This window comes from Pseudoduganella lutea (assembly GCF_004209755.1).
Taxonomy (GTDB): Bacteria; Pseudomonadota; Gammaproteobacteria; order Burkholderiales; family Burkholderiaceae_D; genus Rugamonas; species Rugamonas lutea.
This window is the reverse complement of the sequence record NZ_CP035913.1, coordinates 3,086,837-3,113,538: the sequence shown is the minus strand read 5'-3', so window position 1 is coordinate 3,113,538 and position 26,702 is coordinate 3,086,837. Positions and strand designations below refer to the sequence as shown.

Here is a 26,702-nt window from a genome sequence, read left to right as displayed (position 1 = left end):
GCAAGAGACTGACATGACGAGAAAACAGAAACTGGCGATTGCACTGATGTGCGTGGTCGCCGCCGTGCTGGCCGCGCTGATGCTGTGGCGCCAACCGGCCAAGGACGCCCACGACGATCACGGTGGCCACGAGGAACACGCGAAAGACGGCAAGCACGAAAAAGATGAACAACACGGCGCAAGCGCGGACCATGCAGACCACGAGGATTCGCACGGCCACGACGACCGCCATGCGGAAGACGCTCCTGCCGCTGCCGCCTCCGATGCGATCGCGATGACCGATGCACAGATCAAGGCCAACGGCATCGCCATCGATACCGCGCAGCCGGCGGCCCTGCGCGAAACGCTGCACTTGCCGGCGCAGGTACGGGCCGACGCGGAACGCACCGTCGCCATCGCGGCACCGGCGCGCGGCATGGTGCAGTCGGTGCTCGTGTCGCCCGGCGGCGCCGTGCGCAAGGGGCAAGGGCTGGTAACGCTGCAAAGCCCGGAAGTGGCGCAGTGGCGCGCCGATGCCGCCGCCGCGGCGCAGCGGCTGCAACTGGCCCGCACCGTTGTCGAGCGCGAGCGCAAACTGTGGGACGAGCGCATCTCGGCGCGGCAGGATCTCGACATCGCGCAGGCCGCGTTCAATGAAGCGCAGGTGCAGGCCGATGCGGCGCGCCAGCGCCTGTCCGCCCTCGGCATTGCCGCGTCGGGCGGTGCCACCGTCACCCTCCACGCGCCGCTGGCCGGCGTGGTCACCGACCGGCCCGCGGTGGCCGGCATGGCCGCCGACGTGACGCAGCCGCTGCTGACCATCGCCGACCTGGGCCGGGTATGGATCGAAGCGGCCGTGCCATCGGGCAGCCTGGCGCAGGTGGAACCGGGCATGCCGGCCACCGTGACGTCGAGCACGCTGGCCGACCCCGTGCAGGGCACCGTGTCCTTCGTCGGCCCCGTGCTGGGCGAAACCACGCGCATGGCGACCGCCCGCATCACGCTGCCGAATCCCAACCTGCGGCTGCGTCCCGGCATGCTGGCCACCGTCGACCTGCTCGGACCGAAGGGCGATGCCGCGGTGACCGTAACTGCCGACGCAGTGCAGACGATCCACGAACGCAGCGTGATCTTCGTGCGCACGCCGGGCGGCTTCGAGGCGCGCACCGTGACCCTCGGCCGCTCGGATGGCCGCCGCACGGAAATCGTCAAGGGACTCGCCGCGGGCACGCGTCATGCGGGAGCCGGCAGCTACCTGCTGAAGGCCGATCTCGGCAAGGCCGAAGCCGAGCACGATCACTAAGGGGCCGCCATGTACCAACAACTGATTGCCGCCGTCATCGCACGGCGCTGGCTCGTCGTGTTCGCCGTGCTGGGCCTGGCCGCGCTGGGCCTGTACAGCTACCAGAAGCTGCCGATCGACGCGGTACCCGACATCACCAATGTGCAGGTGCAGATCAACGCGCCGGCGCATGGCTATTCGCCGCTCGAGGTCGAGCAGCGCATCACGTTCCCGATCGAGACCGTGATGAACGGCCTGCCGGGACTGGAGCAGACACGGTCGCTGTCGAAATACGGCCTGTCGCAGGTGACGGTGGTGTTCCGCGACGGTACCGACATCTATTTCGCGCGCCAGCTCGTGAACGAACGCCTGCAGCAGGCCCGTTCCCAATTGCCGCCCGGTGTCGAACCGTCGCTGGGGCCGATCGCCACGGGGCTCGGCGAAATTTTCTACTGGACCGTGGAGGCGAAGGAGGGCGCCCGCAAGCCGGACGGCACGCCGTACACGCCGACCGACCTGCGCGAAATCCAGGACTGGGTGGTGGCGCCGCAATTGCGCGGCGTGCCCGGCGTTACGGAAGTCAACACGATCGGCGGCTACGAGAAGGAATTCCAGGTGGCGCCCGACATGGACCGCCTGGCCGCGCATGGCCTGAGCCTGACGCAACTGGTGACGGCGCTCGACCGCAACAACGGTAATGCGGGCGCCGGCTACATCGAGCGGGGCGGCGAACAGTTCGTGGTGCGCACGCCGGGCCAGCTGCGCACGCTGGAAGAAATCCGCAACATCGTGCTCGACGTGGTGCAGGGCGCGCCGATCCGCGTGCGCGACGTGGCCGACGTGGAACTGGGCCGCGAACTGCGCACGGGAGCTGCCACGGAAAATGGCCGCGAAGTGGTGCTGGGCGCCGTGTTCATGCTGATCGGCGAGAACAGCCGCAGCGTGGCCGATGCGGCGCGCCACCGGCTGGAAGACATCAACCGCTCGCTGCCGGCGGGCGTGCAGGCGCTGCCCGTGTACGACCGCTCGGTACTCGTCAACAAGGCCATCGGCACAGTGCGCAACAACCTGGCCGAAGGCGCGCTGCTGGTGATCGCGATCCTGTTCGTCTTCCTCGGCAACCTGCGCGCGGCGCTGATCACGGCCATGGTGATCCCGTTGACGATGCTGATGGTCTTCACGGGCATGGTGCAGGCGGGCGTCAGCGCCAACCTGATGAGCCTTGGCGCCCTCGACTTCGGCATCATCATCGATGGCGCGGTGGTGATCGTGGAGAACTGCATCCGGCGGCTCGCCCATGCGCAGGCCGCGGCGGGCAGGGCGCTCACGCGCGACGAACGCTTCGCCGAAGTGGCGGCCGCCGCCACCGAGGCGCGCCGCCCGCTGCTGTTCGGCCAGCTGATCATCATGACGGTGTACCTGCCGATCTTCGCGCTGTCCGGCATTGAGGGGCGCATGTTCCATCCGATGGCGGTAACGGTGGTGATGGCGCTGGTGGCGGCGATGGTGCTGTCGGTCACGTTCGTGCCGGCCGCCGTGGCACTGTTCGTGACCAAACCCGTGGCGGAGCGCGACAGCCGCGTCATGGTCAAGGCGCGCGACTGGTATGCGCCGGTGCTCGACTGGGTGCTGCGCAACCGCCCGGTGGCATTGACGTTCGCCGTGCTGGCCGTGCTGCTGTCGGGCTTGCTGGCCACGCGCCTCGGCACGGAATTCGCGCCGAACCTGGACGAGGGCGACCTCGCCGTGCTGACGATGCGCATTCCCGGCACCAGCCTGCAGCAGTCGGTGCTGATGCAGCAGCGGCTGGAAAAGGCGCTGTTGCAGCAGTTTCCCGAGATCGAACGCATGTTCGCCCGCATCGGCACGTCGGAAGTGGCCACCGACCCGATGCCGCCCAATGCGGCCGACAGCTACATCATGCTGCGCCCCGAGAAGGAATGGCCGAAGCCCCGCAAGTCGCACGCGGAACTGGTGGCCGCCATCACGGCAGCGGCCAACTGCATCCCCGGCAACAACTATGAATTCTCGCAGCCGATTCAGCTGCGCTTCAACGAACTCATTTCCGGCGTGCGCAGCGACGTGGCCGTGAAGGTGTTCGGCGACGATCCCGAGGCGATGCAGGCCGCGGCCCGGCAGGTGGCCCAGCGCCTGCAAAAACTGCCGGGCGCGGCCGAGGTGAGGGTGGAGCAGACCGAAGGCTTGCCGGCGCTGACCTTGCAGGTCGACCGCATCAAGGCGGCGCGCTATGGCCTGAACGTGGCGGACGTGCAGGAAGCGTTCGGCACGCTGGTGGGCGGGCGCGACGTGGGCCTCGTGTTCGAAGGCGACCGGCGCTTCGCCATCACGGTGCGCCTGCCGGAAGGCCTGCGCAACGACGTGGACACGCTGCGCCAGTTGCCGATCGCGCTGCCGGGCGCTTCTTCCACGAACAATGGCCGCTCGGCCAGCATCCCGCTGTCGGAGATCGCCACGCTGGCGTTCGTGCCCGAGGCGAACCAGGTCAGCCGCGAGAACGGCAAGCGCCGCGTGGTCGTCACGGCCAACGTGCGCGGGCGCGACCTCGGCTCCTTCGTCGCCGACCTGAAGGGTGAACTGAAGAGCGTGAAACTGCCGGCCGGCACCTGGCTGACCTTGGGCGGGCAATTCGAGAACCTGGAAAAGGCGGCGCAGCGGCTGGCCATCGTGGTGCCGCTGGCGCTGGCCATCGTGTTCACGTTGCTCTACCTGATGTTCAACAGCCTGCGCGACGGCCTGCTCGTCTTTACCGGCATCCCGTTCGCGATGACGGGCGGCGTGCTGGCGCTGTGGCTGCGCGGCATGCCGCTGTCGATCTCGGCGGCGATCGGCTTCATCGCGCTGTCGGGCGTGGCGGTGCTGAACGGGCTCGTGATGCTGTCGTTCGTGCGCACGCTGCGTGAAGGCGGGCTTTCCCGGGAAGAGGCGATGCGCGAGGGCGCGCAGGGGCGGCTGCGGGCGGTGCTGATGACGGCCCTGGTGGCGTCGCTGGGCTTCCTGCCGATGGCGCTGGCCACGAGCACGGGGGCCGAGGTGCAGCGGCCGCTGGCCACGGTGGTGATCGGCGGCATCCTGTCATCCACGGCGCTGACCTTGCTGATCCTGCCGGCGCTGTATACGTGGCGAATTCGGTGGCGAATTACGTGGCGCCGAAAGGAGGAACCCGCGTCCCGCTGATCCAGCCAGCGCAGGTACTTGCGCCGTGCCTTGCACTGGCCAGGCCGGATGCCGTGCAGGTGTCAGTGCGCGCTGGCTCCTTCTGCGCCGATACCGGTTTCCGAACGCACTTCCTGCGCTTCGAAGCCGGCCTTGTCGATGGCGGCACGCTTGCTCGAATCGGTGATCGAGAACAGCCAGATGCCCACGAAGCCGGCGGTCATCGAGAACAGGGCCGGCGAGGTGTACGGGAAGATCGCCTCGGCGTTGTGGAAGACGTCGACCCACACCGATTTCGACAGTACGGTCAGGGCGACGGCGGTGAACAGACCGAGGAAGCCGCCGACGGTGGCGCCGCGGGTGGTGCACTTGCTCCACAGGACCGACATGAACAGTACCGGGAAGTTGGCCGACGCGGCAATGGCGAAGGCCAGCGAGACCATGAAGGCCACGTTCTGCTTCTCGAACACGATCCCCAGCAGCACGGCGATAACGCCGAGCACAACCGTAGTGAATTTCGACACGCGCAGTTCGCTGCCCGGTGCCGGCTTGCCCTTCTTGATCACCGTGGCGTACAGGTCATGCGAGACGGCCGAAGCACCGGACAAGGTCAGGCCGGCCACCACGGCCAGGATGGTGGCGAAGGCCACGGCCGAGATGAAGCCGAGGAAGAGGTCGCCACCGACGGCTTTTGACAGGTGCACGGCGGCCATGTTGTTACCGCCCAGCAGCGCGCCGGTGGCATCCTTGAAGGCAGGGTTGGTGCCGACCAGCACGATCGCACCGAAGCCGATGATGAACACCAGCACATAGAAGTAGCCGATCCAGGTGGTGGCCCACAGCACCGACTTGCGCGCTTCCTTGGCGCTCGGTACCGTGAAGAAGCGCATCAGGATGTGCGGCAGGCCGGCCGTGCCGAACATCAGCGCCATGCCGAACGAGATGCCGGAAATCGGATCCTTGATGAAGCCGCCAGGGCCCATGATCGCATCGCCCTTGGCATGCACTTCCACGGCCTTGCCGAACAGCGCCGACGGGCTGAAGTCATACAGGGCCAGCACGGCGAACGCCATGTAGCTGGTAGCGGCCAGCAGCAGCACGGCCTTGATGATCTGCACCCACGTCGTGGCGGTCATGCCGCCGAACAGCACATACACCATCATCAGCACGCCGACCAGGACCACGGCGATCCAGTAATCCAGGCCGAACAGCAGCTTGATCAGCTGGCCGGCACCGACCATCTGGGCGATCAGGTAGAACAGCACCACGACCAGCGTGCCGGATGCCGCGAACAGGCGCACCGGTGTCTGGGCGAAGCGGTAGGCGGCCACGTCGGCGAACGTGAAGCGGCCCAGGTTGCGCAGGCGCTCGGCCATCAGGAAGGTGAGCACCGGCCAGCCGACGAGGAAGCCGATCGCATAGATCAGGCCATCGAAGCCGCTGGCGAACACCGCGGCGGAAATGCCGAGGAAGGAGGCTGCCGACATGAAGTCGCCAGCGATCGCCAGGCCGTTCTGGAAGCCGGTGATGCCGCCACCGGCCGTGTAGAAGTCCGATGCCGAGCGGGTGCGCTTGGCGGCCCACTTGGTGATGAACAGCGTCGACAGCACGAATCCTGCGAACATGCTGATCGCTGTCCAGTTGGTGGGTTGCCTGGTCGCCTGGCCCAGGTCTGGCGCAGCCAGCGCGATGCCGGCCACGGCAAGCAATACCAGCCCGGCGGCAGCATGGGAAACGAAACTGGAACACTGGCGGGCGCTCATTGACCTACCTCCGCGGCATGGCCCGCTTTGGCGCCGGTCCCGGTATGCTGGCCGACACTCCTGTGGATGGCATCGGTCAGCATGTCGAATTCGCGGTTGGCGCGGCGCACGTAGATGGCCGTCACCGCGACGGTAAACAAGATCACGAACAAGCCAAGTGGCACGCCCCGTGACATGACGCCGTCACCGATCTTTGCCGCCATGAATTCCTTGTCGAACGCGTTCAGGGCGGTAAAGCCGTAATACATGATCATCACGGCCCAGGTCAGCATCCAGCCGTAACGGGAGCGTGTCTTGACCAGCTTGCGGTAATTGGGATCATTCTTGACCTGTTGAACGACGGATGGTTCCATGTCTGTCTCCATAGGGTTTACCGTGCAGAATTCAGGAACCGGCGGACCCGGTGGCCCGGGCTCGGCAGGCCCTGCCGGCTGCGAACGTTACTGCCGGCCGCCGTCCTGACTGCAAAAATCGGGCCGAGCCGCATCCCGTAGGATGGTGGGGAGCCCTCGTCGAATGCCGGCCCGGGTTGATGGAAATGGGGTGCCGGGATCGATGGGCGGGGGACGGGGCACAGCGTTGGGATGCGGCAAAATGTGATGTCGCGTCATCGCTCGAACACAAACACTATGCGCCTTATAAAGGCATCGTGCGGAAAATCCGGATATTTCTTTCATGAGGTCTGGTGTGCTCATCAGGATGCGACTGCATCCATTCGTGCTGCCGGCGCCAGAGGGTTACACCGTTACCGCATCCACCGTGGCCTGCATTGCCACGCGATACCCAAATGGATATCGGCGCCTAGAAAATAATCATTGGTATGCTTATAACGATCTGGGTACGATGTTTTCAACAGGCGCCGCAGCAGCGGCAGCCAACACAATAAAACACCGGAGACCTCCATGCACCGCATCCTAGCTTGCGCGCCGCCGCGCTTCGTCTCGTCGCCCTAGTTTTCCAACTGCATTGATTGAATACCGCTGCCCCATCCCGGGCACGGATTCGCACACGCATCGCCGGCCGCTGCCGTCAGCGGCGCCGACTGCGTTCGCACGTCCGTCGCATGTCCGCCATACGGCCAAGGAGGCTGCCGTGCCGCCGGACCCGATCTGATTCACATGAACAATGACTGCAATAACAACACGGAGATGACAATGCTGAAAAAACTGGTGGCGGGTGTAATGCTGGCATGCGGTGCCGCGTCGAGCGGCGCGATCGACCTGGCCGGGCTGCAGAATGCGCACGATCCGGGCACGATCACCAAGGATGGCGACACGTACTTCAACTTCACGACCGGCACCGGCATCTGGTACTCCACGTCGACCGACCTGAAGACCTGGCAGGGCGGCCCGGCCCCCGTGTTCGCCACGAACCCGGCATGGGTCGAGCAGAAGATCCCGAACTTCAAGGCCACTGGTTCGTCGTACTGGGCACCGGACGTGATCCAGATGAACGGCGCGTACTACATCTATTATTCGGTGTCGCAGTGGGGCACCACGAATTCGGCCATCGGCGTGGCACGCAGCCCGTCGCTGAAGAATCCCGTGTGGACGGACCTGGGCATCGTGGTGCAGTCGTTCAACAAGGGCAACGCCGAAATCAACGCGATCGATCCGGCCCTGTTCCGCGACCATGACGGCCGCGTCTTCATGAGCTTTGGCTCCTTCTTCGGCGGCATCGGCGTGGCCGAGATCAACCAGGCCACGGGCAAGCTGGCCAACTACGTGACGAAGATCGCCGGCGGCACGAATGCGCGCCGCGACATCGAAGCGCCGTACATCACCCGCAACGGGGATTACTACTACCTGTTCACGAACCGCGGCGCCTGCTGCAAGGGCAGCGACAGCACCTACTACGTGGAAGTGCAGCGCGCCACCAGCGTCGACGGCCCTTACTCCGAGCCGCGCACCATCCTGCAGAACATCGACGGCCGCCACAAGGGCCCGGGCCACGTGGGCGTGCTGAAGCAGGGTGGCTGCAACTTCGTCTCCACGCATTACTACGACACGGCCGACAACGGCTTTGCCAAGCTGCAGATCATGAAGATGGAGTACGCCACGCGCGGCACCGACATCGACTGGCCCGTGCTGACGCGCGATTTCGACAGCTTCACGGACGACTGCAACGGCGTCAGCGATGGCCGCTACGCGATCATGAACGGTGCGAGCGGCAAGGCGCTGACGGTGGCCGACACGGCCATGCTGCGCGCCACCCAGCCGGGCGCGATGGTGCAGCAGAAAACGTTCGGCAACCTGAAGAACCAGTTCTGGTACGTGGTCGGCCACGGCAACGGCGACTACAGCATGATCAACGAAAACAGCCTGCTGGCCATGGACGACTGGGAAGTGTCGATGTCGCCGGGCGCGAAGGTGGCCCAGTGGTCGTACTGGGGCGGCGATGGCCAGAAATGGCAGCTCCAGGGTTCGGACGCCGGCCCTGTCGCGATCAGGAACAAGATCAATGGCCTGTTCGCCGAGGTGAGCGGCGGCAGCACCGCGAACAACGCACCGGTCCTCCAGTATCCGCAGCACGGCGGCGCCAGCCAGCAATGGTCGCTGGTCCGCAAATAACCACAAAGACTCCACTCCATGAAAACCAGACTCGTTCAACTTGCCGCGGCCATGGTGCTGGCCGCGACCGCCACGGCGGCATCCGCCGATGTCGTCCTCGTCACCGACCGGGCCGCGCTCAATGCGCTCGGCACGATCGCCCACAACAGCAACTTCGACGATTTCGGCGCCGGCTTCAACGTGCCGGGCGACCCGTTCACGCGCGGCGACGTCACCTATGCGTCCGACATGAACATCACCGTGGGCGCGGGGACCGAATTCGGCATCGGCTCCTTGCGCACGCTGATCTCGAACAATTACTTCACGGGCCTGGCGGGCACGATCGCGGCCGGCTACAGCCTGTTCGGTTTCGACGCGGCGGTGAACGAGGGGCCGGTCGACATCACGATCATCACGAACCAGGCCACGTACACGTTCAACGGCGTGGCGCTGGCGGACGGCGTGACCGGCCTGACGTTCCAGGGCTTCCAGTCGACCGGTGCCGGCGAATACTTCACGGGGTTCCGCATCGATACGCAGGGCGACGGTTTCCTGCCGGGCATGACCGATGTCGCCGTCGGCGTGTCGCCAGTACCCGAGCCGGCGACGGGCATGCTGCTGCTGGGCGGCCTGGGCGTGCTGGGCCTGGCGCGGTGGCGCAAGGCGCTGAGCTGAGCGCGGAATGCAAAAAAAGGCCGGTTGCTTGCGCAACCGGCCTTTTTCTTTGAAGCGACGTGCTATCAGGCGTTCAGTGCTTCCAGCGCCTGGTTGAACGTGGCGCTCGGGCGCATCACGGCTTTCACCTTCGCGCTGTCCGGCTGGTAGTAGCCGCCGATATCGGCCGGCTTGCCCTGCACTTCCAGCAGTTCGGCGACGATCTTCTGCTCGTTCTCGGCCAGCGACTTGGCCAGTGGTGCGAACTTGGCGGCCAGTTCGGCGTCTTCCGTTTGCGCAGCCAGTTCCTGGGCCCAGTACAGGGACAGGTAGAACTGCGAGCCGCGGTTGTCCAGCTCACCGGTCTTCGGCGACGGCGACTTGCGGTTGTCCAGCAGCTTGCCGGTGGCCGCGTCCAGCGTCTTGGCCAGCAGTTTCGCCTTGGCGCTGCCGGTCTTGATGCCCAGGTCTTCCAGGCTCACGGCCAGGGCCAGGAACTCGCCCAGCGAATCCCAGCGCAGGTGGTTTTCCTCGGTCAGCTGCTGCACGTGCTTCGGTGCCGAACCGCCGGCGCCCGTTTCGTACATGCCGCCGCCGGCCATCAGCGGGACGATCGAGAGCATCTTCGCCGACGTGCCCAGTTCCATGATCGGGAACAGGTCGGTCAGGTAGTCGCGCAGAATGTTGCCGGTGACGGAGATCGTATCCAGGCCGCGGATCACGCGTTCCAGCGTGTAGCGCATCGCACGTACCTGCGACATGATCTCGATGTGCAGGCCGGTGGTGTCGTGATCCTTCAGGTACGTGTTGACCTTCTTGATCAGTTCATTTTCATGCGGACGGTACGGGTCCAGCCAGAACACGGCAGGCATGCCGGAGTTGCGCGCGCGGGTGACGGCCAGCTTGACCCAGTCGCGGATCGGCGCATCCTTCACCTGGCACATGCGCCAGATGTCGCCCTGCTCGACGTTCTGCGACAGCAGCACTTCGCCGGTGGCCAGGTCGGTAATGTTCGCCACGCCGTCTTCCGGCACTTCGAACGTCTTGTCGTGCGAACCGTATTCCTCGGCCTGCTGTGCCATCAGGCCGACGTTGGGCACCGTGCCCATCGTGCGCGGATCGAAGGCGCCGTGCCATTTGCAGAAGTTGATGATCTCCTGGTAGATGCGGGCGAAGGTCGATTCCGGGATCACGGCCTTCACTTCCTTCAGGCGGCCATCGGCGCCATACATCTTGCCGCCGGCGCGGATCATTGCCGGCATCGACGCATCGACGATCACGTCGTTCGGCGAATGGAAGTTGGTGATGCCCTTGGCCGAGTCGACCATCGCCAGCGGCGGACGGTTTTCCTGGCAGGCGTGCAGGTCGCGCTCGACTTCTTCGCGCTGCGAGGCCGGCAGCGTGGCGATCTTGTTGTACAGGTCGGCCATGCCGTTGTTGACGTTGATGCCCAGGCTGTCGAACAGCGCGCCGTGCTTCTCGAACGCTTCCTTGTAGAACATGCGCACGCAGTGGCCGAACACGATCGGGTGCGACACCTTCATCATCGTGGCCTTCACGTGCAGCGAGAACATCACGCCCGTGTTCTTCGCGTCTTCGATCTGCGCCGCGTAGAAGTCCAGGAGGGCCTTGCGGCTCATGAACATGGAGTCGATGATCTCGCCTTCCTGCAGCGCGACCTTCGGCTTCAGCACGATGGTCTGGCCGGACTTCGTGATCAGTTCCATCTTGACTTCGCGGGCGCGGTCCAGCGTCATCGACTTTTCGCCGTGGTAGAAGTCGCCGTGCGTCATGTGCGACACGTGGGTGCGCGATGCCTGCGACCACTCGGCCATCGAGTGCGGATTCTTGCGTGCGTATTCCTTCACGGCGCGCGGTGCGCGGCGGTCGGAGTTACCTTCGCGCAGCACCGGGTTCACGGCGGAGCCGATGCACTTGCCGTAGCGGGCCTTGATGGATTTTTCCTCGTCGGTCTTCGGATCGGACGGGTAGTCGGGGATGTTGTAGCCCTTGCCCTGCAGTTCCTTGATCGCGGACTGCAGCTGCGCCACGGAGGCGCTGATGTTCGGCAGCTTGATGATGTTCGCGTCCGGCTCCAGCGTTTTCTTGCCCAGCTCGGACAGCACGTCGGGCACGCGCTGCTCCGGCGTCAGGTTTTCCGGGAAGTTCGCGAGGATACGCGCGGCGACCGAAATATCGGCCTCGTCGACGCGGATGCCTGCGGGCTTGGTGAAAGTCCTGACGACCGGCAGGAATGCGTGCGTCGCCAGCAGCGGCGCCTCGTCGGTCAACGTGTAGATAATGGTCGGATCATTGCTCATGCGCTCGTTCCTCGGAATTCGTGGGGTTCCTGATACTGAAAAATCGCCTGCCTGGTCGCGCGTCAACGCAATATCCTTCATCACCGAGACGCTCCGGCGGCGCCAGGAGCCTGCGCGGTAGAACTTCTTTCTGCCGCGCAGGCTCCCAGGGACAGCGTCAAATCATAACCCACTCGCCCAGGGGCAGGGGTTCGGAATGATGCTGTTTCGCTATGCCAGAGGTCGGGGTGCGGTAGCCGGGCAGGCCTGCCTTGCCGATCAAGTCTTATATAAGATATAGGACACGGGCGATATTATGCACGAGCTTGGGGTGGGATGCCAGTTTTTGGCGCTGCGGCAATGCCTGATCCGTGTCCCGGTGCCAGGCACGGGGACATGCCGCGCGATGGCTGAGCCCGTGTTGCCGGACCATAATCCGGCTGCCGGGCACGGGGACACAGACTCAGCGGCAGCTCAGCTGGCGTACTTGACGGAGCAGCCGTAAGGCTGCGTGACGGGCTTGCTGACGGCCTTGCCAGCCTTGGCCTCGTCGATCGCCTGGATCACGTAGTTGGTGGAGCTGGCGATGTCGCTGGCGTTCGAGCTGGGCTTGCTGTCGATCGCCCCGGCGTAGACGATCTTGCCGGCCGGGTCGATCAGGTACATGTGCGGCGTGGTCTTGGCACCATAGGCGCGGCCGATCTTGCCGTCGTCGAGCACGAGCGCGGTCGGGGTGGCGCTCTTTTCCTTTGTCCAGCTGTTCAGCGAGGTGGCCACTTTTGGATTTTTCGTGGCGTCACCGCTCGTGCTCACGGACAGCCACACCACGTCCTTCGCGGCCGCGTGCTTTTGCGTGGCCGGCATGTTGCCGCTGTCATAGTGTTTTTTCACGAATGGGCAATCGGGATTCACCCATTCCAGCACCACGTACTTGCCCTTGTAGCTGTCGAGCGAAACCTGCTTGCCGGCCGTGTCCACGGCGGTGAAGGCGGGTGCCGGCTGGCCCACGGTGGCCTGTGCCGCGGCGAAGCCGGCCGTCAGGAGCCCGGCCGCCAGGATTGCTGCTGTCGTCATCTTCTTCATCGGAATATCCTCTTCAGGTTGACTACATCGATGCAGGTCGGATCTTGCCCAGTGCCGTCCGCACCTGCTCCACGGTCAGCACTTCGGACAGCACTTGCGGCGGCTGGCTGTCGGTTGGTCCAAACAACACATACACGGGCACGCCGCTGCGGCCCAGCTGCGCCAGCTGCTCGGTGATGGCCGGATCGCGGCGCGTCCAGTCGGCACGCAGCAGCACGACGTCCTTCGCGCCAAAGTCCTTCAGCAACTGCGCATCGCTCAGCACCGTGCGCTTGTTGAACTGGCACGTGATGCACCAGGCGGCCGTGAAATCGATGAACACGGGCTTGCCGGCGGCACGGGCCTGGCTGACCGCCTCGGTCGACCACGGTGCCCAGTGACCGGCCGACTGTGCCGACGACGCTGCCGATGCCTGGGCCGGCACGGCGTTCAGCAGCGGCCACACGAGATTCACCGAGACAGCCAGCACCGCCAGCCCAGCCGCCGCGAACGCGGCGCGCGTGCGGCGCGACTTCACCGGCGTGCCGATCGTCCAGCACGCGAACGCCAGCGCGACGAGCACCCCGGCCACACCGGCCATGGCGTCGATGCTGGTCTGCTGGCCCAGCACCCACAGCAGCCACACGACGGTGGCGAACATGGGGAAGGCCATCAGCACCTTGAAGCGCACCATCCATGCGCCGGGGCGGGGCAGCAGCCGGCCCAGCGCGGGCACGAGGGCCACCGCCAGATATGGCGCGGCCATGCCGAGGCCCAGCACGGCGAAGATGGCCAGTGCCCGCGGCGCCGGCTCCGTGAGCGCCACGCCCAGCGCGGCGCCCATGAAGGGCGCGGTGCAGGGCGAGGCGACGGCCACGGCCAGCACGCCGCTGAGGGCATCGTCGACCACGGGATGTTTCGCACGGTAGCCGCCCACCGCGCCGGGCAGCACGCCGCCGAATTCGAACACGCCGGCCAGGTTCAGGCCGATCAGGGTGAACAGGGCGGCCAGGCCGGTGACGAACAGCGGCGACTGCAGCTGGAATCCCCAACCGAGCCCGGCCCCGCCGGCGCGCAATGCCAGCAGCAGGCCGGCCAGCGCCACGAACGACAGCACCACGCCGGTCGTGTAGGCCACGCCGCCGGCCACCGCCTTGCGGCGCTCTTCGCGGTGCTGCACGAGGCTGAAGACTTTCAGCGACAGCACGGGGAACACGCACGGCATCAGGTTCAGCAGCGCGCCGCCGAGAAAGGCGAACAGCAGGGACAGCAGGAAGGAGGTATCGGCCGCCGGCGCGGTGGCTGGCGCCGCCGGCAGCGAAGCAGGTGCGGGCGCCGCGGCTGGTGCCGGGCTGGCGCCACCGAGGGCGGGCCAGGCGCCTTCGACCGGGATCGACAGCGTCCACCCGGCCGGCTGGCCCGGTGCCACCAGCACGGCATTGAGCACCGCCGGGCTTTCGCTGCGCTGCGGCGACAGCGGCACGCGCAGGCGCAGCGTGCCGTCCCGCCATTGCTGGCCGGTCTTCGCGGCGTAATCGATGACGCCAATGTCGGCGGCAAAGAACTGCACGTCGCCCTGCGGTGGCGCGGGCAAGCCGTGCACGTCGATGGCCAGCGCATTGCCTTCCACCTTCGCCGTGGCGCTGGCGCCTTCCAGCGCCACTGGCGTGGCGGCCCGGGTGGCGTCGAACAGCGGGCCATGGGCGGCGATGGCGGCGTTGGCGGGAATGGTGACGTCGAAATCGCCCGATTCGGGCAAGCAGATCTCCTTGCAGACCAGCCATTCGGCATGCAGGGCGACCTTCAGCTCGGTGCCACTGAAACCGGCCGGCACCTGCACCGGTACCGGCAGCAGCACCTTGTTTTCATAACCGTAGTTGGTCAGCGGGCCGAGCGGCAGTTTCTTCGGCGTGGGCCAGGCGATCTCGCCGGGGGTGAAACCGGCCGGCAGCTTCCAGGCCAGCGTGGTGGCCAGCCCGGAATCGCCGGGATTCTTCCAGTACGTGTGCCAGTGCGGCTGGTGCTCGATCGCCAGGCCCAGCCATAGCGTCTTGCCGGGCCGGATGCCATCGGGCGCATGCGCCAGCACTTCGGCGCGCACGTGATCGGTGACCACGACGGGCCCCGCGGCGTGCGCCTGCGGCAGGCCGGCGAACTGCAGGGAAAACAGCAGGCTGGCCGCCGCGAATTTGTACAGTGACGTCACGTCCCATCATCCTTGCTGATATCGATACAGCAATGATAAGGCTTAACAGGGCGTGGATTGTGTCGGCAAACTTAAGGAAGCCGCTGCCCAGGTCGACCGAACCCGTTATCGATGAGCCCGTGTCCGAAAATGGGCCTGACCCCATGGTGGACACGAGCCCAGCTGTTTATCCATTTCAAGGTTGAGCCCGTGTCCGAAAACGGGGTTGACCCCAAGGTGGACACGGACTGGGCCGCAATCGATGCTGCCGGTGCGGTCAGTGCGACAGCGAGCGCTCCAGCTCGGCCATGCCGGCCGGCAGGTCGAGTTTTGCTCCGGAGGCCTGCATGCTCGATCCCAGCGCATGCAGCGTGCGGAACAGGTTGTGCGCACGGCTTTGCTCGCCCATCTGGCCGATGCGCACGATATTCAGGCCGAACGCGCCGGAAATCTCCACGCGGTGCACGCGCGACAGGTCCGCCAGCACGTCGGCAGCCACCACGCCATCCGGCACCACGATGCCCACCACCGAATTGAGCCGGTGCTCCTTCGCCACGAGCAGTTGCAACCCCATACCTTCGATGCCGGCCTGCAGTGCCTCGGAACAGTTCAGGTGACGCTCGAAACGCTTCGGCAGCGTTTCGCCGCACACCAGCCGCAGCGCCTCGTGCAGCGCCAGGATGCCGGATACCGGGGCGGTGTAATGGTAGGACTTCTGGTTCCAGAATTTGTCTGCCAGGTTCGCATCGAGCACCCAGTGGAACGGCAGGTCGCTGCGCGTGGCGATCTTCTTCGCCCAGGCCCGTTCGGAAAACGCCAGCAGCGACACGCCCGGGATCGACGACAGGCCTTTCTGCCCGCCGGTGATCACCGCGTCGATCTGCCAGTTGTCCATCTCCAGCGGCATCGTGCTGAGCGTGCAGACCGCGTCGACGATGACCAGCGCGCCATGTTCGCGCGCCAGTTGCGCGATGCCGGCCAGGTTGCCGTTGCAGACCGTGTTCGACGTTTCGCCCTGCACCAGCGTGACGGCGTCATAGCGCTTGCTGCGCAATGCCTGTTCCACGGCTTCGAGGCTGGCGCCTTGGTTGACGCCCGCTTCCAGGATGGTGGCTTCGCCGCGCACGCGGTTGACCATCTCGGCCATGCGGCGGCTGAAGTAGCCATTGCAGATGCACAGCACCTTGTCGCCGGGGTGCACCAGGTTGGCGATCGCCATTTCCATCGCGGCGGAGCCCGGGCCACCCACGCCAAGCACATAGCGCGAGTTGGTCTGGAACACATAGCGGCCCATGTCCTTGACCTGGGCAATGACGCGGTTCATCGTTTCACCGAGGTGGTTGATGACGATCGAATTCGCCATTGCCACGCTTTGCGGGATCGGCACGGGGCCGGCGCCCATCATCAGCAGGGGTTCGTCGGGAAGGATGTCGCTCAGGGGAACGATATGGGGAACGCTAATGGCGCTGGTCATGGCGGGCTCCGGGCAATGGGGGGTCTTTCAGCATATCAGCCGCTTGCCTGCCCATCAACGCTGTATTGGTATTTACACCAGAACACCCGGCACCGGCTCGTTGCCCGCATTGCCGGCGTACAAGCCGGCAATGCCACCATCAATCAAGCGAAATGCGCAGCACCTGCCCGCCATCGGGAAACGCCCCCGGGATCGGCCCCGGCACGATGCTGTTGTTCGTCACATATGCCGCGCCATCCGGCCCGATCGCCAGGCCGCCCGGGTAATACAGGTTTTCGTAGACGATGGTGCGGCTGCCGTCCGCCTCCACGCGGATCAGCCGGCCCGGCGCCAGCAGCGGCGGCCCGCCGGGGCCGGCAAAGCCATTGCCGATCTGGAGCACGAGCAGGCGACCTGTCGCATCGAACGCCACGCCTATGACGTTGGTGAAGCCGCTGGCAAAGACTACCGGCTCGCCGCCTTCGGCCGGCACGCGGTAAATGTTGGCGGCACCGGCCGGGAACGGGAAGCCGGTCAGCTGGCCCACGTACAGCGCGCCATCCGGCCCGGCGGCCACCGAGGTCGGCACGGCCTGCATGGGCATCGTGGCCCCGGGTGGCAAGCCGAGGAACGGCGGCGCCGGCACGTCGCGCGAGCCGAACGTGGCGAGGGTGGAAATCTGCAGGTCGCGGCCGAGGCGCAGCAGGGAATTGCCGCCGGCGTCCACGGCCAGGAAATCCTCGCCCTGTCCCAGCAGGCCGACGGGATTGCTGTCGACACCGTCGCCGGCCGGATCGTTGGCGGCGTCATAGGCGGCCAGGTCGAACAGCGCCTTCTCGCTTGCCTTGCCATCCTCGCTCGATGCGGCCGCCGCGCCGGCAGCCGCCACCGTCTTGTCCCGGCTGACGGGCACCGCCATGCCGCGCCGTGCCGGCACGGCAAGCACCCGCGCGAACAGGTAAGCATAGCGGCCCAAGCCTTCGCGGGTTTCCGGGCGGGAGCCCAGCCCCATCGCCACCACGCCCTTGCCCGCAGCATTGAACGCCACGGCTTGCGGTCCGGTCGCGCCGAATCCCCCTTCCGGCGCCAGCGACGGCAGCCGGGCCAGCACGTGTGCCGGCTCCTTCCTGCCCGAGAGGTCGATGCGCAGCACGGCACCCGTTTCGCCATAGCACGCCGTTTGCCCGTCGCCCAGCACCGCGCAGGCACCGTTGCCGCCCTTGCCCGCTTCCGCCACATACAGCGCGCCGTCGGCCGCGAACGCGAGGCCGCGCGGATTGCTCAGCCCGTTGGCGATCACGTCCACTTGCGGGGCCGCGGTCGCGGCCATCGATACCAGCAATGCAAATCCAGGCAGGCAACGCAAACCATTCATGGTGAGCTCCTTGAGGACGACACGGGGGATGAACATGGCGGCGGACGCACATTCATCTCACGTTAGCACGACGGTATTCGATTGCAAGGCGTGTAAAAAAATAATCTTTTATAACCAGAAGTTAGTGGCTGGATTGACACATTTAGAAAGAAATATGTATGGATATCCCGCATTGAATGTTGTTAACTACAATTGCCGCGGGCCGCCCGGCACCGGTTTTGCCGGGACGTAACTGCTTGTCGTCGGCAGCTTGCCCGCCGGGTTGGCCGCCCAATAATTTTCCAGTTTCAGCTCCTTCAATGCCGCATCCAGGAAGCTGCGGTCGATCCACGTATCGACGGGGAATTTCCTGCGGATCAGCCGGAACTCGTAGGCATGCTCGACCGCATCCTTGTAGCGCTCGGTCAGGAAGGGATCGAAAAGGGGGCTGAGCCGGGTGCGCAGCGGCTGGCCTTCGTAGTCTTCCTTCCAGTGTTCGAGCTTGGCCGTACCGGTGCGGGCCCACATGCGGAACACTTCTTCGCGGTTCGCGTCATCGGAACTCCAGCGCGCCGCCTTCACCACGGCCTTCACGAAGCGCCGCGTCTGCTCCGGGTATTTTTGCGCGAACTCGTCGGTCACCAGCATGTGGCTCTGCCGCGTGAACACGGGTGAATCGCCCTTGCTGGTGTAGACGATGCGGGCCACGCCCTTGTCGCGCAGCTTGATCAGGTCGTAACCGCCGAACACGGCATCGATATCCTTCGTGGTCAGCGCGGCCTGCGACGTGGCCGTGTCCAGGTTCACCACACGCAGGTCCTTTTCCGTCAGGCCGTGCGCGGCCAGCAACCGGTCGATCGGCAACTGCCCGTTCGTGCCCTTGAAGAAGGCCACCCGCTTGCCCTTCAGGTCCTTCACGGAGCGGATCGTCGATTCGGGCGGCACCGCCAGGTAGATGTGGGCGCGGATGCCGGTGGCGAGGATCAGCCGGGTCTTCAGGCCGGCCGCCTTGCCGATGATCGACGGCAGGTCGCCCTGGAAGGCGAAATCGAGCTGGCGGTTGCTGAGCGCCTCATTGACGGCCGGCCCGGCGCCCTTGAAGAAATACCATTCGATCTTGACGTTGTCCGGCTTGAATTCCTGCTCGATCGCGCCGGTGGCATGGGCGACGGCGATCGACGAGCCCGAGATGCCTGGCGGGCTGCCATGCGCCGGCGATGCGACGCCCACGCGGATCACGGCCGGTGCGGCGGCGACCGCGTGGGCCGCGGTCACGGCCAGCGCGATGCCCGCGGCGAACTGCAACGTACTTGCGAAAAAACTGCGCCTTGCCTGTTTCATTGGATGCCCTCGCTGGTGTTGGTCATCCCTTCGTTGCATGTTCCATGCCATCGCGATTACGGTGCTTTTGCGTGGTACCAGGCCCGGTGCTGCTGCGCGCGCAACAGCCATCACCACGCGCGCTGTTGGCGGGGTGATGGCAATCAGACAGTCAGGGGCCGGTTGCCACCTTTTTTTCGACGTTCTGGTCGGCGCTGGCACCGGCACCGGCACCGGCCTCGGGCGCGCGCCGCACCGGCAGCCACGTGCGCGCCAGCTGCACGAAGAACAGCAGCGCCAGCACATGGAAGCCCGCCAGCATGCCGAAGTACTGGTTGAGTATACCGCCCAGCACGGCGCCCACCAGCGCGCCGCTGGGTCCGGCCAGCGAAAACATGCCGCCCGTGCGCCCGCGCCCCAGTTCCTGCGCGAGCCGGGCGAATTGCGCCACGCACGTCAATTGCTGGATGCCCAGGCCCAGGCCCAGCAGCAGGGCGCCGGCCCACAGCGCGCCCTGGTGCAGCGGATTGGCCAGCAGCAGTTCGGCGCACAGCAGGATGGCGAAGGCGGTGCGGTAGCGCGTGCGCTCGCGCCAGGCCATCACGACGGCGCCGGCCGCCAGCAACGTCAGCACGAAGGCTGCGCCCTGCAGCGTCACCAGGCCGGCGGCCTGCTGGGTGGGCATGCCGAAGCGGCGTATCGCCACCAGGATGACGAACACGGTGAAGTACGACATGGCCACCTGCCCGACGAATTCGACGAGCATCGTGCGCCGCAGGTCGACGCGGCTGCCGATGAGGCGGAACTGGTCGAGTACGCGGCCCACCAGCGGCGTGGCGTCGGCGCCCTGGCCCGCCGGTGCCGACGACAGCACGCGTTCGCCGATCAGCAGCGTGACGAACAGGCCCGCCGCCACCACGCGGAACGTTTCCGGGTAGCCGACCAGGCCCACCAGCCACGCTCCAAGCAGCGGCCCGAGGAAAAACATGCCGGCGCTGTGCGCCGCGCGCTGCCAGCCCGCCCTGGCCGCGCCGATGCGCGGCAGCAGGTGCAGGAATTCCGTTTGCGTGGTCACCATGCGGAACGGGTTGACGAAGCCGAACAACACCACGCAGGCGATCAGCTGCCATGGCGTGGTGGCGAAACTGAAGCCGACGAGGAACAGTGCGATGCCGCCGAGGCAGCCGAAGCGGAACAGCGGCCGGCTGCCATGCCGGTCGATCAGGGCACCGAGCGGCAGCGACAGCAGCAGCATGCCGGCGAACTGCAGGCCGCCGACCAGCCCGATCTGCCAGGGTGCGGCATGCATGGCGGCCGCATACAGCGGAAAGACCACCTTGGCCACGCCGTTCGACGTGCCGGCCAGGATACCCAGCAGCATGAACCCGGTGAGAAAGTGGCGTGGGGGAGCGTCTCCGGTCAGTGTGGACGATGTCATCACGGCCTAGCGCAGCGGGAAGCCCAGGCCCGCCAGGGCTTCCTTCAGCCGGTGCCGCCCTTTCAGTTCCTCCGCGCTTTTCAGGCGCGCCAGCGAATGCTCGCTCCACGTGGTGACGGGCAAGCCCTGGGAAGCGTAGAACGCGCGCATGGCCTCGTCGTAGCCGCCCACTTCCTGCTCCACGGGTTTCGGTGTGTAGCGCTCGCGGTACAGCACCGACGATTGGGGCAGGCGCGGTTTCACGGCCGCCGGGCGATCCGGGTCCGGGTGGCCGATGACGAGGCCGAATACGGGATAGACACCGTCGCCTGCCTCGATGCCCAGTTCGGCCGCCACGGCTTCCGGCTGGTTGCGCAGCGCGCCGATGTAGACGGTGCCCAGGCCCAGCGATTCGGCCGCGGTGACGGCGTTCTGCGCGGCCAGTGCCGCATCGATCACGCCCATCAGGAACGTGTCCAGGTACTCGGCGCCATCGAGCTGGCGACCGCGTTCCTGCGCCAATCGCTGCAAGCGCGACAGGTCGACCAGCCAGGCCAGGAACAGCGGCGCGTCACGCACGTGCTGCTGGTTGCCGACCAGGCGGGCCACGCGGTCGCGGCGCGCCGCATCTTCCACGGCGATGGCGCTCCACACCTGCAGGTTCGACGAGCTGGGTGCCGATTGCGCGGCCGCCACCAGCACGTCGAGCGTGCCGGCGGGCAGCGGATCGGGCCGGAACGCGCGCACCGAGCGGTGCGAGAACAGCGTTTCCAGCACGGGGTTCAGGGTGTCGACGGCGGGCGCCTGCTGGCCGTTGCCATAACGGGCTTTCAACAATTCAAACGGATCGGACATGGGTTGTCTTTCTTGTGCGGGTTACCAGGAGAACTGCCATTCGGCGACGGAACTGCGCTCGGGCACCGCCAGCAGCTCGGGCCGCGGCTTGTCGGAGAACTCGGCCAGCACGTCATCCTTGATGGCGGCGAACGCATAGCTGCCGCGGTCGCGCGGACGGGGCAGCGGCACGTCGACGATGCGCTTGATGCGGCCGGGCCGCGGTTCCATCACCACGATGCGGTCGCCCAGGTACACGGCTTCATCGACATCGTGCGTGACGAGGATGGCGGTGATGCCTTCCGCTTCCCAGATGCGCTGCAGTTCCTGCTGCAGGTGGGCACGCGTGAGCGCATCGAGGGCGCCAAACGGTTCGTCGAGCAGCAGTACCTCGGGGCGGTTGACGAGTGCCCGGGCGATCGCCACCCGCTGCGACATGCCGCCGGAAAGCTGGTACGGGTGCGCCGTCTCGAAGCCTTTCAGGCCCACGAGCTCAATGTGCTCCTGTACCGAGCGGCGTTTTTCCGCCTCGGGCAGGTCGGCGTTCAGCAGGCCCAGGGCCACGTTCTGTTCCACCGTCAGCCACGGGAACAGCCGGTGTTCCTGGAACACGATGCCCCGTTCCAGGCTGGTGCCGACGACGCGCTTGCCGTCCAGGACGATCTCGCCCTGGTAATCGTTCTCCAGGCCGATCACGAGCCGCAGCAGCGTGGACTTGCCGCAGCCGCTGGAGCCGACGATGCTGATGAATTCCCCGGGGCGGATCGACAGCGAGATATTGTCGAGGACCGGGAGGCTTTGCCCCTTGACCTGGTATTGCTTGCTCAGATTGCTGATTTCCAGCGTGCCTGCGTGTGCCATGGATTCTCCTGTTGTTCCTGTTTCTGCTGATGGGTCAGTACTGTCCGGTCGACGTGCCGCGCCACCGCAGCAGCCGCCCTTCGATATGATTGGCAATGAAATTGAGTACGAAGCCGACGGCGCCGACGATGACGATGCCGAGCAGCACCTGGTCCATCCACAGGTGCTCGCGGCCATCGGTGAGCAGGTTGCCGATGCCGATGCCCGACGTGAGCAGGTATTCGGCGCCCAGCGTGGCCAGCCACGCGTAGATCAGCGCCAGGTGCACGCCATTGAAAATCGACGGCAGGGCGGCTGGCAATACCACGCGGCGCAGCATCTGCACGGGCGACAGCGCGAACACGCGGCCCACCTCGATCAGCTCGCGCGGCACACTGCGGATGCCTTCGAACGTGTTCAGCACCACGGGAAAAAAGGCGGCCAGCGACAGGAACACCACCTTGGCCGTGTCGCCCAGGCCGAACCACACGGAGATCAGCGGGATCCACGCGAACAGCGAGATCTGCTTGATCGTGTGCAGCGTGGGGCCGACCAGGTTTTCCAGCAGCCGGGACAAGCCCAGCGCGATGCCGACGGCGAAGCCGACCGTGCTACCCAGCGTGAAGCCGGCCAGGTCGCGCGCCAGCGAGGCCCCCAGCGAAGTCCAGAGGTAGCCGTTGCCGGACAGCCGCACGGCCGTCTCCCACACTTTTTCGATGGGCACGAACATCACGGTGTCGGTCCAGCCGAAGCGGAACACGGCCCACCAGATCGCGAACAGCAGGGCCGGCAGGGCGGCGCCGCGCAACAATTGGCGCACGCGGCGCAGGTCGGCGTTAGTGGTCAAGGTCGTCATGGCGTTTTCCCGTTCAGAAGCCGTCGCGCCGCCAGCGCAGCAGGCGTTGTTCGATCAATGCCAGGATCTTGTCGAGCGCGAAACCGATCGCACCCACCACGACCACGGCGGCCAGCACCACGTCGAGCTGGTACAGCTGGCGGCCATACACGATCATGAAACCCAGCCCCTCGGACGATGCCAGCAGCTCCACGGCCACCAGCGCCAGCCACGCATGCGTGAGGCCGTAGCGGATGCCGTTCCATATCTGCGGCAGCGCCGCCGGGAACACCACCTTGGTGAGCAGCTGCCAGCGCGTGAAGCGGTACACGCGGGCCACTTCGATGAAGCGGTTCGATACCCCTTGCAGGCCCTTGCAGGTATTGAGCGCAATGGGCACGAAGGCGGCCTTCGAGATCAGGATGATCTTCAATGCTTCGCCGATCCCCACCAGCATCATCAGCAGCGGCAGCCAGCCGAGCGACGGCACCTGCGCGACCAGGCGGAACGTGGGGTACAGGTAGTCGCGTGCCGTGGGCGACAGGCCCATGGCGACGCCGAGCGCGATCCCGGCCAGGCCGCCGGCCAGGAAGCCGCCCAGCACGCGCCACAGGCTGATCCACAGGTTGTCCGGCAGCTCGCCGGAGCGCACCAGGTCGACGAAGGTGGCGGCTACCATGCCGGGCGGCGGCAGGATCTGCGGGGGCAGCCATTCGAATTCGGCGGCCAGGTACCACAGCAGCAGCACGGCAAGAGGGAAAGGCCAGGACAATGCGAAGCGCGTCAGGCTGTCGTTCCAGCGCAGCAGCCGGCCGGGCTGCTGCGGCGCTGCGGAAGGCAGGGCAATCGTGAGTGTCGACATGAAGGTTCCGCGAATGAATTAGTGGACCGGGCCGCGCCAGTGCAGCACGCGCGATTCGACCAGCGTGGCCAGGCGGTTCAGCACCATGCCGACCAGGCCGATCAGCAGCATGCCGACGATGATCAGCTCGACGTGGAACGTGGCCTTGCCGCGGATGACCACGCTGCCGATGCCCTGCGCGGAAGAACCCAGAAGGTATTCGGCACCGATCGTGGCCAGCCATGCGTACAGCAGCGCCAGGTGCAGGCCGGTGGCGATCTGCGGCGCGGCGGCCGGCAGGATCAGGCGCCACGCCAGCTGCCAGCGATCGAAGCCCAGCACACGCGCCACTTCGACCTGCGCCCGTGTCACGCTGCGCACGCCCTCGAACGTGTTCAGCGCCACCGGATAGAAGGCGGACAGCGCGATGAACAGGATCTTCGCCGCCTCGCCGGTACCCAGCCACGTGGACAGCAGCGGCAGCCACGCGAACAGCGAGATCTGCTTCAGCGTGTGGAAGGTGGGGCCGACGAGGCGCTCCGCCCAGCGCGACACGCCCAGCACGAGGCCGAACAGGATGCCGGCCGTGCTGCCGGCAGCGAAGCCGGCGATATCGCGCGTGAGGCTCGCGCGCAGTCCGGTCAGCAGCTGCCCGCTGGTGATCACCTGCCACGCGCTGTCGACGACGGCGCCGGGTGGCACGATCAGTTTTGTATTCACCAGCTGCATGGCCGTGACCACGTACCACAGCAGCAGGAAGGCCAGCGGCAGCATGACGCCGCGCAAATCCGTTTCACGTAACGTTTTCATCAGGGTTCCTCAGTAAGCGCGGCGTTGCCAGCCTTGCAGCCGCGCCTCGCCCCAGGCCAGCAGGCGATCGAGCACGATGCCCACGGCGCCGATGACGATCATGCCCACCACCACGATATCGAGCTGCAGCAGCTGTCGGCCCCACACCATCAGGTAGCCGATGCCTTCGCTCGACGCCAGCAGCTCCACGAACACGAGCGACAGCCACGCCTGCATGACGCCCTGGCGCAGGCCGTTGAAGATGCCGCCGGCCGCCGCCGGCAGCACCAGGCGCCGCACCTTCTGCCAGAACGTGAAGCGGTAGACGGCCGCCACTTCCAGCAAGGCACGCGGGATGTTGCGGATGCCCTTGAACGTGTTGACGGCCACCGGCACCACGACGGCGATCGAGATCGCGGCGATCTTCAGCGCCTCGCCGATGCCGGCGAAGATGATCAGCAGCGGCACCCAGCCAATCACGGGGAATTGCGACACGAGCTGGAAGCCCGGATACACATAGGCTTTTATCGTGGGCGAGATGCCCATCGCGATGCCGAGCAGGAAGCCGGCGCCGCCGCCGATGGCGAGGCTCCAGCCCAGCCGCGACAGGCTGATGGCGAGGTTGGCCGTGAGGTCGCCGTTGTCCCACAGTTCGACCAGCGACTGCCAGACCAGCGCGGGTGCCGGCAGGATCTGTTCGGCCAGCCAGTGCTGGTCCACGGCGTATTGCCACAGGCCGAGCAGCAGCAGCGGCAGGATCAGCCCCGCGGCGATATTGACGGCACGCGTGCCGAGTTGCGTGGCCAGCCCCTGCCAGCGCCGGGGGGCGTTTGGCGCAGCGCTGGATGCCACGTGTGATGCCGTGCTTGCCGCGTTGCGGGGCGCTGCGTGCGGCAAGGGCGCAGCAGTAGAGGAAACGGTGTTCATCGCGGTTTTTATCGTGGTTTTGATCGATCAGGCGGTGAAGGGCGAGGTCAGTTCTGCGCCACCTGCGTGGTCTTCGGCTTGCCGGCGGCGTTGAATTCCGGCCAGTAACCTTCCAGCTTCAGCTCCTTCAACGCCGTGTTCAGGTACTTCGGCGCCAGCCAGCCCTCCAGGCTCACGTCGCGGCGGATCAGCCGGAACTCCTTGGCCTGCACGACGGACTTTTTCAGGTTCTCCACGAAATATTCGTCCAGCAGCGGCGACAGGCGCCATTTCAGCGGCACGTCGGCGAACGTCTTCTGGTATTCGTAGTAGCTGGTGCCGGAGTTCGACCACAGCTTGTACTGCGCTTCGCGGTTTTTCTCTTCCGAACTCCAGGCCGTGACCTTGACGAGCGCCGTCACCACGCGCTGCACGATGTCCGGGTACTTCTTCTCGAAGTCCTCGGAGACCCAGAACACGCCCTGCGACGTCAGTTCCGGATCGGGGCCCGTCGAATAGATCACCTTGCCGACGCCGCGCGCCTCCAGGTCGAACGGGGCGATGAAGCCGCCATCGACATCCTTGGTGGCGATCGCCGCGCGCAGCGTGTCGCCATCCATGCTGACCGTCTTGAAGTCACGCTCGGTCAGGCCGTGCTTTTTCAGGATGCGGCCCAGCGCCAGCTGGCTGGCCGTGCCCTTGAACACGGCGAGGCGCTTGCCCTTCAGATCTTCCAGCGATTTCGCCGGCGAGTCGATCGGACCCGTGATGTAGGCCGGGCCGAAGCGCGTGTACGACAGCAGGATCTTCGTCTTCAGGCCCGTGGAGCGGCCGATGATGATCGGCAGGTCGCCATGGTGGGCAAAGTCGGCCAGGCCGTTGGCCAGCTGTTCGTTGGTGGCCGGGCCGGCACCGGGGTTGAAGGTCCACTGGATCTTGATGCCATCCTTGGCGAATTCCTTTTCCAGCACACCCTGCTGGTGCGCGGTGGCGATCGACGTGCCGCCGGTGAGCGGGCGGCCGCCGGTGCCGGAACTCGAATACGAGATGCGGATGACCTTTGGCTTGTCCTGCGCGAAGGCGACCGGCGCGGCGAGGGAGAGCGTGCTGGCGGCGATGGCGGCCAGCAGGGCGGTGATGGTGTGGCGGCGTAACGATTTCATGG

The 26,702-nt window shown here is 66.1% G+C and carries 20 protein-coding genes; 4 read left to right on the top strand and 16 right to left on the bottom strand.

Translation table 11 applies throughout. The features are described 5' to 3' along the window. Positions 1-13: 13 nt before the first annotated feature. Together EWM63_RS13095 and EWM63_RS13090 are read left to right on the top strand one after the other, a co-directional pair. A complete protein-coding gene (locus tag EWM63_RS13095) occupies positions 14-1,282 on the top strand; it encodes an efflux RND transporter periplasmic adaptor subunit (RefSeq protein WP_165390818.1) in 1,269 nt (422 codons plus the stop codon). A gap of 9 nt (positions 1,283-1,291) precedes the next feature. Then, on the top strand, positions 1,292-4,456 hold the full coding sequence (locus EWM63_RS13090) for an efflux RND transporter permease subunit (RefSeq protein WP_130186922.1): 3,165 nt from the start codon (positions 1,292-1,294) through the stop codon (positions 4,454-4,456). A gap of 62 nt (positions 4,457-4,518) precedes the next feature. Here the strand turns inward: EWM63_RS13090 and EWM63_RS13085 are convergent, their stop codons facing one another. Both EWM63_RS13085 and EWM63_RS13080 read right to left on the bottom strand, forming a co-directional pair. Further along, positions 4,519-6,198: a cation acetate symporter gene (locus tag EWM63_RS13085; RefSeq protein ID WP_130186921.1), complete on the bottom strand. Its 1,680-nt coding sequence runs from the start codon at positions 6,196-6,198 to the stop codon at positions 4,519-4,521. Continuing rightward, positions 6,195-6,551, bottom strand: coding sequence for a DUF485 domain-containing protein (locus EWM63_RS13080; RefSeq protein WP_130186920.1), 357 nt, complete (start codon positions 6,549-6,551; stop codon positions 6,195-6,197). The genes EWM63_RS13085 and EWM63_RS13080 overlap by 4 nt, the downstream gene beginning before the upstream one ends. An 801-nt stretch (positions 6,552-7,352) precedes the next feature. On the opposite strand from EWM63_RS13080, the gene EWM63_RS13075 reads away from it, so the two are divergent. Continuing rightward, positions 7,353-8,768, top strand: coding sequence for a family 43 glycosylhydrolase (locus EWM63_RS13075; protein ID WP_130186919.1), 1,416 nt, complete (start codon positions 7,353-7,355; stop codon positions 8,766-8,768). 18 nt (positions 8,769-8,786) lie between these two features. Then, entirely contained in the window at positions 8,787-9,422 is a 636-nt protein-coding gene (locus tag EWM63_RS13070; protein WP_130186918.1) for a PEP-CTERM sorting domain-containing protein, read from the top strand. 65 nt (positions 9,423-9,487) lie between these two features. Here EWM63_RS13070 and EWM63_RS13065 read toward each other — a convergent pair whose 3' ends face one another. The 14 genes from EWM63_RS13065 to EWM63_RS13000 all read right to left on the bottom strand — a co-directional run bounded on the left by EWM63_RS13065 (position 9,488) and on the right by EWM63_RS13000 (position 26,700). Then, a complete protein-coding gene (locus EWM63_RS13065) occupies positions 9,488-11,722 on the bottom strand; it encodes an NADP-dependent isocitrate dehydrogenase (protein ID WP_130186917.1) in 2,235 nt (744 codons plus the stop codon). A gap of 453 nt (positions 11,723-12,175) precedes the next feature. Continuing rightward, positions 12,176-12,784, bottom strand: coding sequence for a redoxin domain-containing protein (locus EWM63_RS13060; protein ID WP_130186916.1), 609 nt, complete (start codon positions 12,782-12,784; stop codon positions 12,176-12,178). Positions 12,785-12,806: 22 nt separating this feature from the next. Then, positions 12,807-14,969 (bottom strand): protein-disulfide reductase DsbD family protein, encoded by a 2,163-nt coding sequence (locus EWM63_RS13055; RefSeq protein ID WP_229487879.1) that lies wholly within the window; start codon positions 14,967-14,969, stop codon positions 12,807-12,809. Positions 14,970-15,225: 256 nt separating this feature from the next. Continuing rightward, on the bottom strand, positions 15,226-16,422 hold the full coding sequence (locus EWM63_RS13050) for a pyridoxal-phosphate-dependent aminotransferase family protein (RefSeq protein ID WP_130186915.1): 1,197 nt from the start codon (positions 16,420-16,422) through the stop codon (positions 15,226-15,228). A 139-nt stretch (positions 16,423-16,561) separates the two neighbouring features. Next, positions 16,562-17,776: a ScyD/ScyE family protein gene (locus tag EWM63_RS13045; protein WP_165390817.1), complete on the bottom strand. Its 1,215-nt coding sequence runs from the start codon at positions 17,774-17,776 to the stop codon at positions 16,562-16,564. 186 nt (positions 17,777-17,962) lie between these two features. After that, positions 17,963-19,096, bottom strand: a complete 1,134-nt coding sequence (locus tag EWM63_RS13040; RefSeq protein ID WP_130186913.1) for an ABC transporter substrate-binding protein — start codon at positions 19,094-19,096, stop codon at positions 17,963-17,965. Positions 19,097-19,247: 151 nt separating this feature from the next. Next, on the bottom strand, positions 19,248-20,456 hold the full coding sequence (locus tag EWM63_RS13035) for an MFS transporter (RefSeq protein WP_207221281.1): 1,209 nt from the start codon (positions 20,454-20,456) through the stop codon (positions 19,248-19,250). 63 nt (positions 20,457-20,519) lie between these two features. Then, positions 20,520-21,347: an NADPH-dependent oxidoreductase gene (locus EWM63_RS13030; protein ID WP_130186911.1), complete on the bottom strand. Its 828-nt coding sequence runs from the start codon at positions 21,345-21,347 to the stop codon at positions 20,520-20,522. Positions 21,348-21,368: 21 nt separating this feature from the next. After that, the gene (locus EWM63_RS13025) at positions 21,369-22,187 is read right to left on the bottom strand and encodes an ABC transporter ATP-binding protein (protein WP_130186910.1); all 819 of its coding nucleotides are present in this window, start codon (positions 22,185-22,187) and stop codon (positions 21,369-21,371) included. Positions 22,188-22,221: 34 nt separating this feature from the next. Continuing rightward, positions 22,222-23,013, bottom strand: a complete 792-nt coding sequence (locus tag EWM63_RS13020; RefSeq protein ID WP_130190356.1) for an ABC transporter permease — start codon at positions 23,011-23,013, stop codon at positions 22,222-22,224. A gap of 22 nt (positions 23,014-23,035) precedes the next feature. Continuing rightward, the gene (locus EWM63_RS13015) at positions 23,036-23,863 is read right to left on the bottom strand and encodes an ABC transporter permease (RefSeq protein ID WP_130186909.1); all 828 of its coding nucleotides are present in this window, start codon (positions 23,861-23,863) and stop codon (positions 23,036-23,038) included. Between the two features lie 18 nt (positions 23,864-23,881). Further along, positions 23,882-24,652: an ABC transporter permease gene (locus EWM63_RS13010; protein ID WP_130186908.1), complete on the bottom strand. Its 771-nt coding sequence runs from the start codon at positions 24,650-24,652 to the stop codon at positions 23,882-23,884. A 9-nt stretch (positions 24,653-24,661) separates the two neighbouring features. After that, positions 24,662-25,483, bottom strand: coding sequence for an ABC transporter permease (locus EWM63_RS13005; RefSeq protein WP_207221280.1), 822 nt, complete (start codon positions 25,481-25,483; stop codon positions 24,662-24,664). 122 nt (positions 25,484-25,605) lie between these two features. After that, entirely contained in the window at positions 25,606-26,700 is a 1,095-nt protein-coding gene (locus EWM63_RS13000; protein WP_130186906.1) for an ABC transporter substrate-binding protein, read from the bottom strand. Positions 26,701-26,702 lie beyond the last annotated feature (2 nt).

Excerpts from the sequence above, each read along its gene's own strand:
- EWM63_RS13000 (WP_130186906.1), bottom strand. The coding sequence starts at position 26,700 with ATGAAATCGTTACGCCGCCACACCATCACCGCCCTGCTGGCCGCCATC.
- EWM63_RS13075 (WP_130186919.1), top strand. The coding sequence starts at position 7,353 with ATGCTGAAAAAACTGGTGGCGGGTGTAATGCTGGCATGCGGTGCCGCG.
- EWM63_RS13065 (WP_130186917.1), bottom strand. The coding sequence starts at position 11,722 with ATGAGCAATGATCCGACCATTATCTACACGTTGACCGACGAGGCGCCG.
- EWM63_RS13090 (WP_130186922.1), top strand. The coding sequence starts at position 1,292 with ATGTACCAACAACTGATTGCCGCCGTCATCGCACGGCGCTGGCTCGTC.
- EWM63_RS13050 (WP_130186915.1), bottom strand. The coding sequence starts at position 16,422 with ATGACCAGCGCCATTAGCGTTCCCCATATCGTTCCCCTGAGCGACATC.
- EWM63_RS13085 (WP_130186921.1), bottom strand. The coding sequence starts at position 6,198 with ATGAGCGCCCGCCAGTGTTCCAGTTTCGTTTCCCATGCTGCCGCCGGG.
- EWM63_RS13015 (WP_130186909.1), bottom strand. The coding sequence starts at position 23,863 with ATGTCGACACTCACGATTGCCCTGCCTTCCGCAGCGCCGCAGCAGCCC.
- EWM63_RS13010 (WP_130186908.1), bottom strand. The coding sequence starts at position 24,652 with ATGAAAACGTTACGTGAAACGGATTTGCGCGGCGTCATGCTGCCGCTG.
- EWM63_RS13095 (WP_165390818.1), top strand. The coding sequence starts at position 14 with ATGACGAGAAAACAGAAACTGGCGATTGCACTGATGTGCGTGGTCGCC.
- EWM63_RS13025 (WP_130186910.1), bottom strand. The coding sequence starts at position 22,187 with ATGGCACACGCAGGCACGCTGGAAATCAGCAATCTGAGCAAGCAATAC.
- EWM63_RS13040 (WP_130186913.1), bottom strand. The coding sequence starts at position 19,096 with ATGAAACAGGCAAGGCGCAGTTTTTTCGCAAGTACGTTGCAGTTCGCC.
- EWM63_RS13030 (WP_130186911.1), bottom strand. The coding sequence starts at position 21,347 with ATGTCCGATCCGTTTGAATTGTTGAAAGCCCGTTATGGCAACGGCCAG.
- EWM63_RS13045 (WP_165390817.1), bottom strand. The coding sequence starts at position 17,776 with ATGAATGGTTTGCGTTGCCTGCCTGGATTTGCATTGCTGGTATCGATG.
- EWM63_RS13070 (WP_130186918.1), top strand. The coding sequence starts at position 8,787 with ATGAAAACCAGACTCGTTCAACTTGCCGCGGCCATGGTGCTGGCCGCG.
- EWM63_RS13035 (WP_207221281.1), bottom strand. The coding sequence starts at position 20,456 with ATGCTGCTGGGTATCCTGGCCGGCACGTCGAACGGCGTGGCCAAGGTG.
- EWM63_RS13080 (WP_130186920.1), bottom strand. The coding sequence starts at position 6,551 with ATGGAACCATCCGTCGTTCAACAGGTCAAGAATGATCCCAATTACCGC.
- EWM63_RS13060 (WP_130186916.1), bottom strand. The coding sequence starts at position 12,784 with ATGAAGAAGATGACGACAGCAGCAATCCTGGCGGCCGGGCTCCTGACG.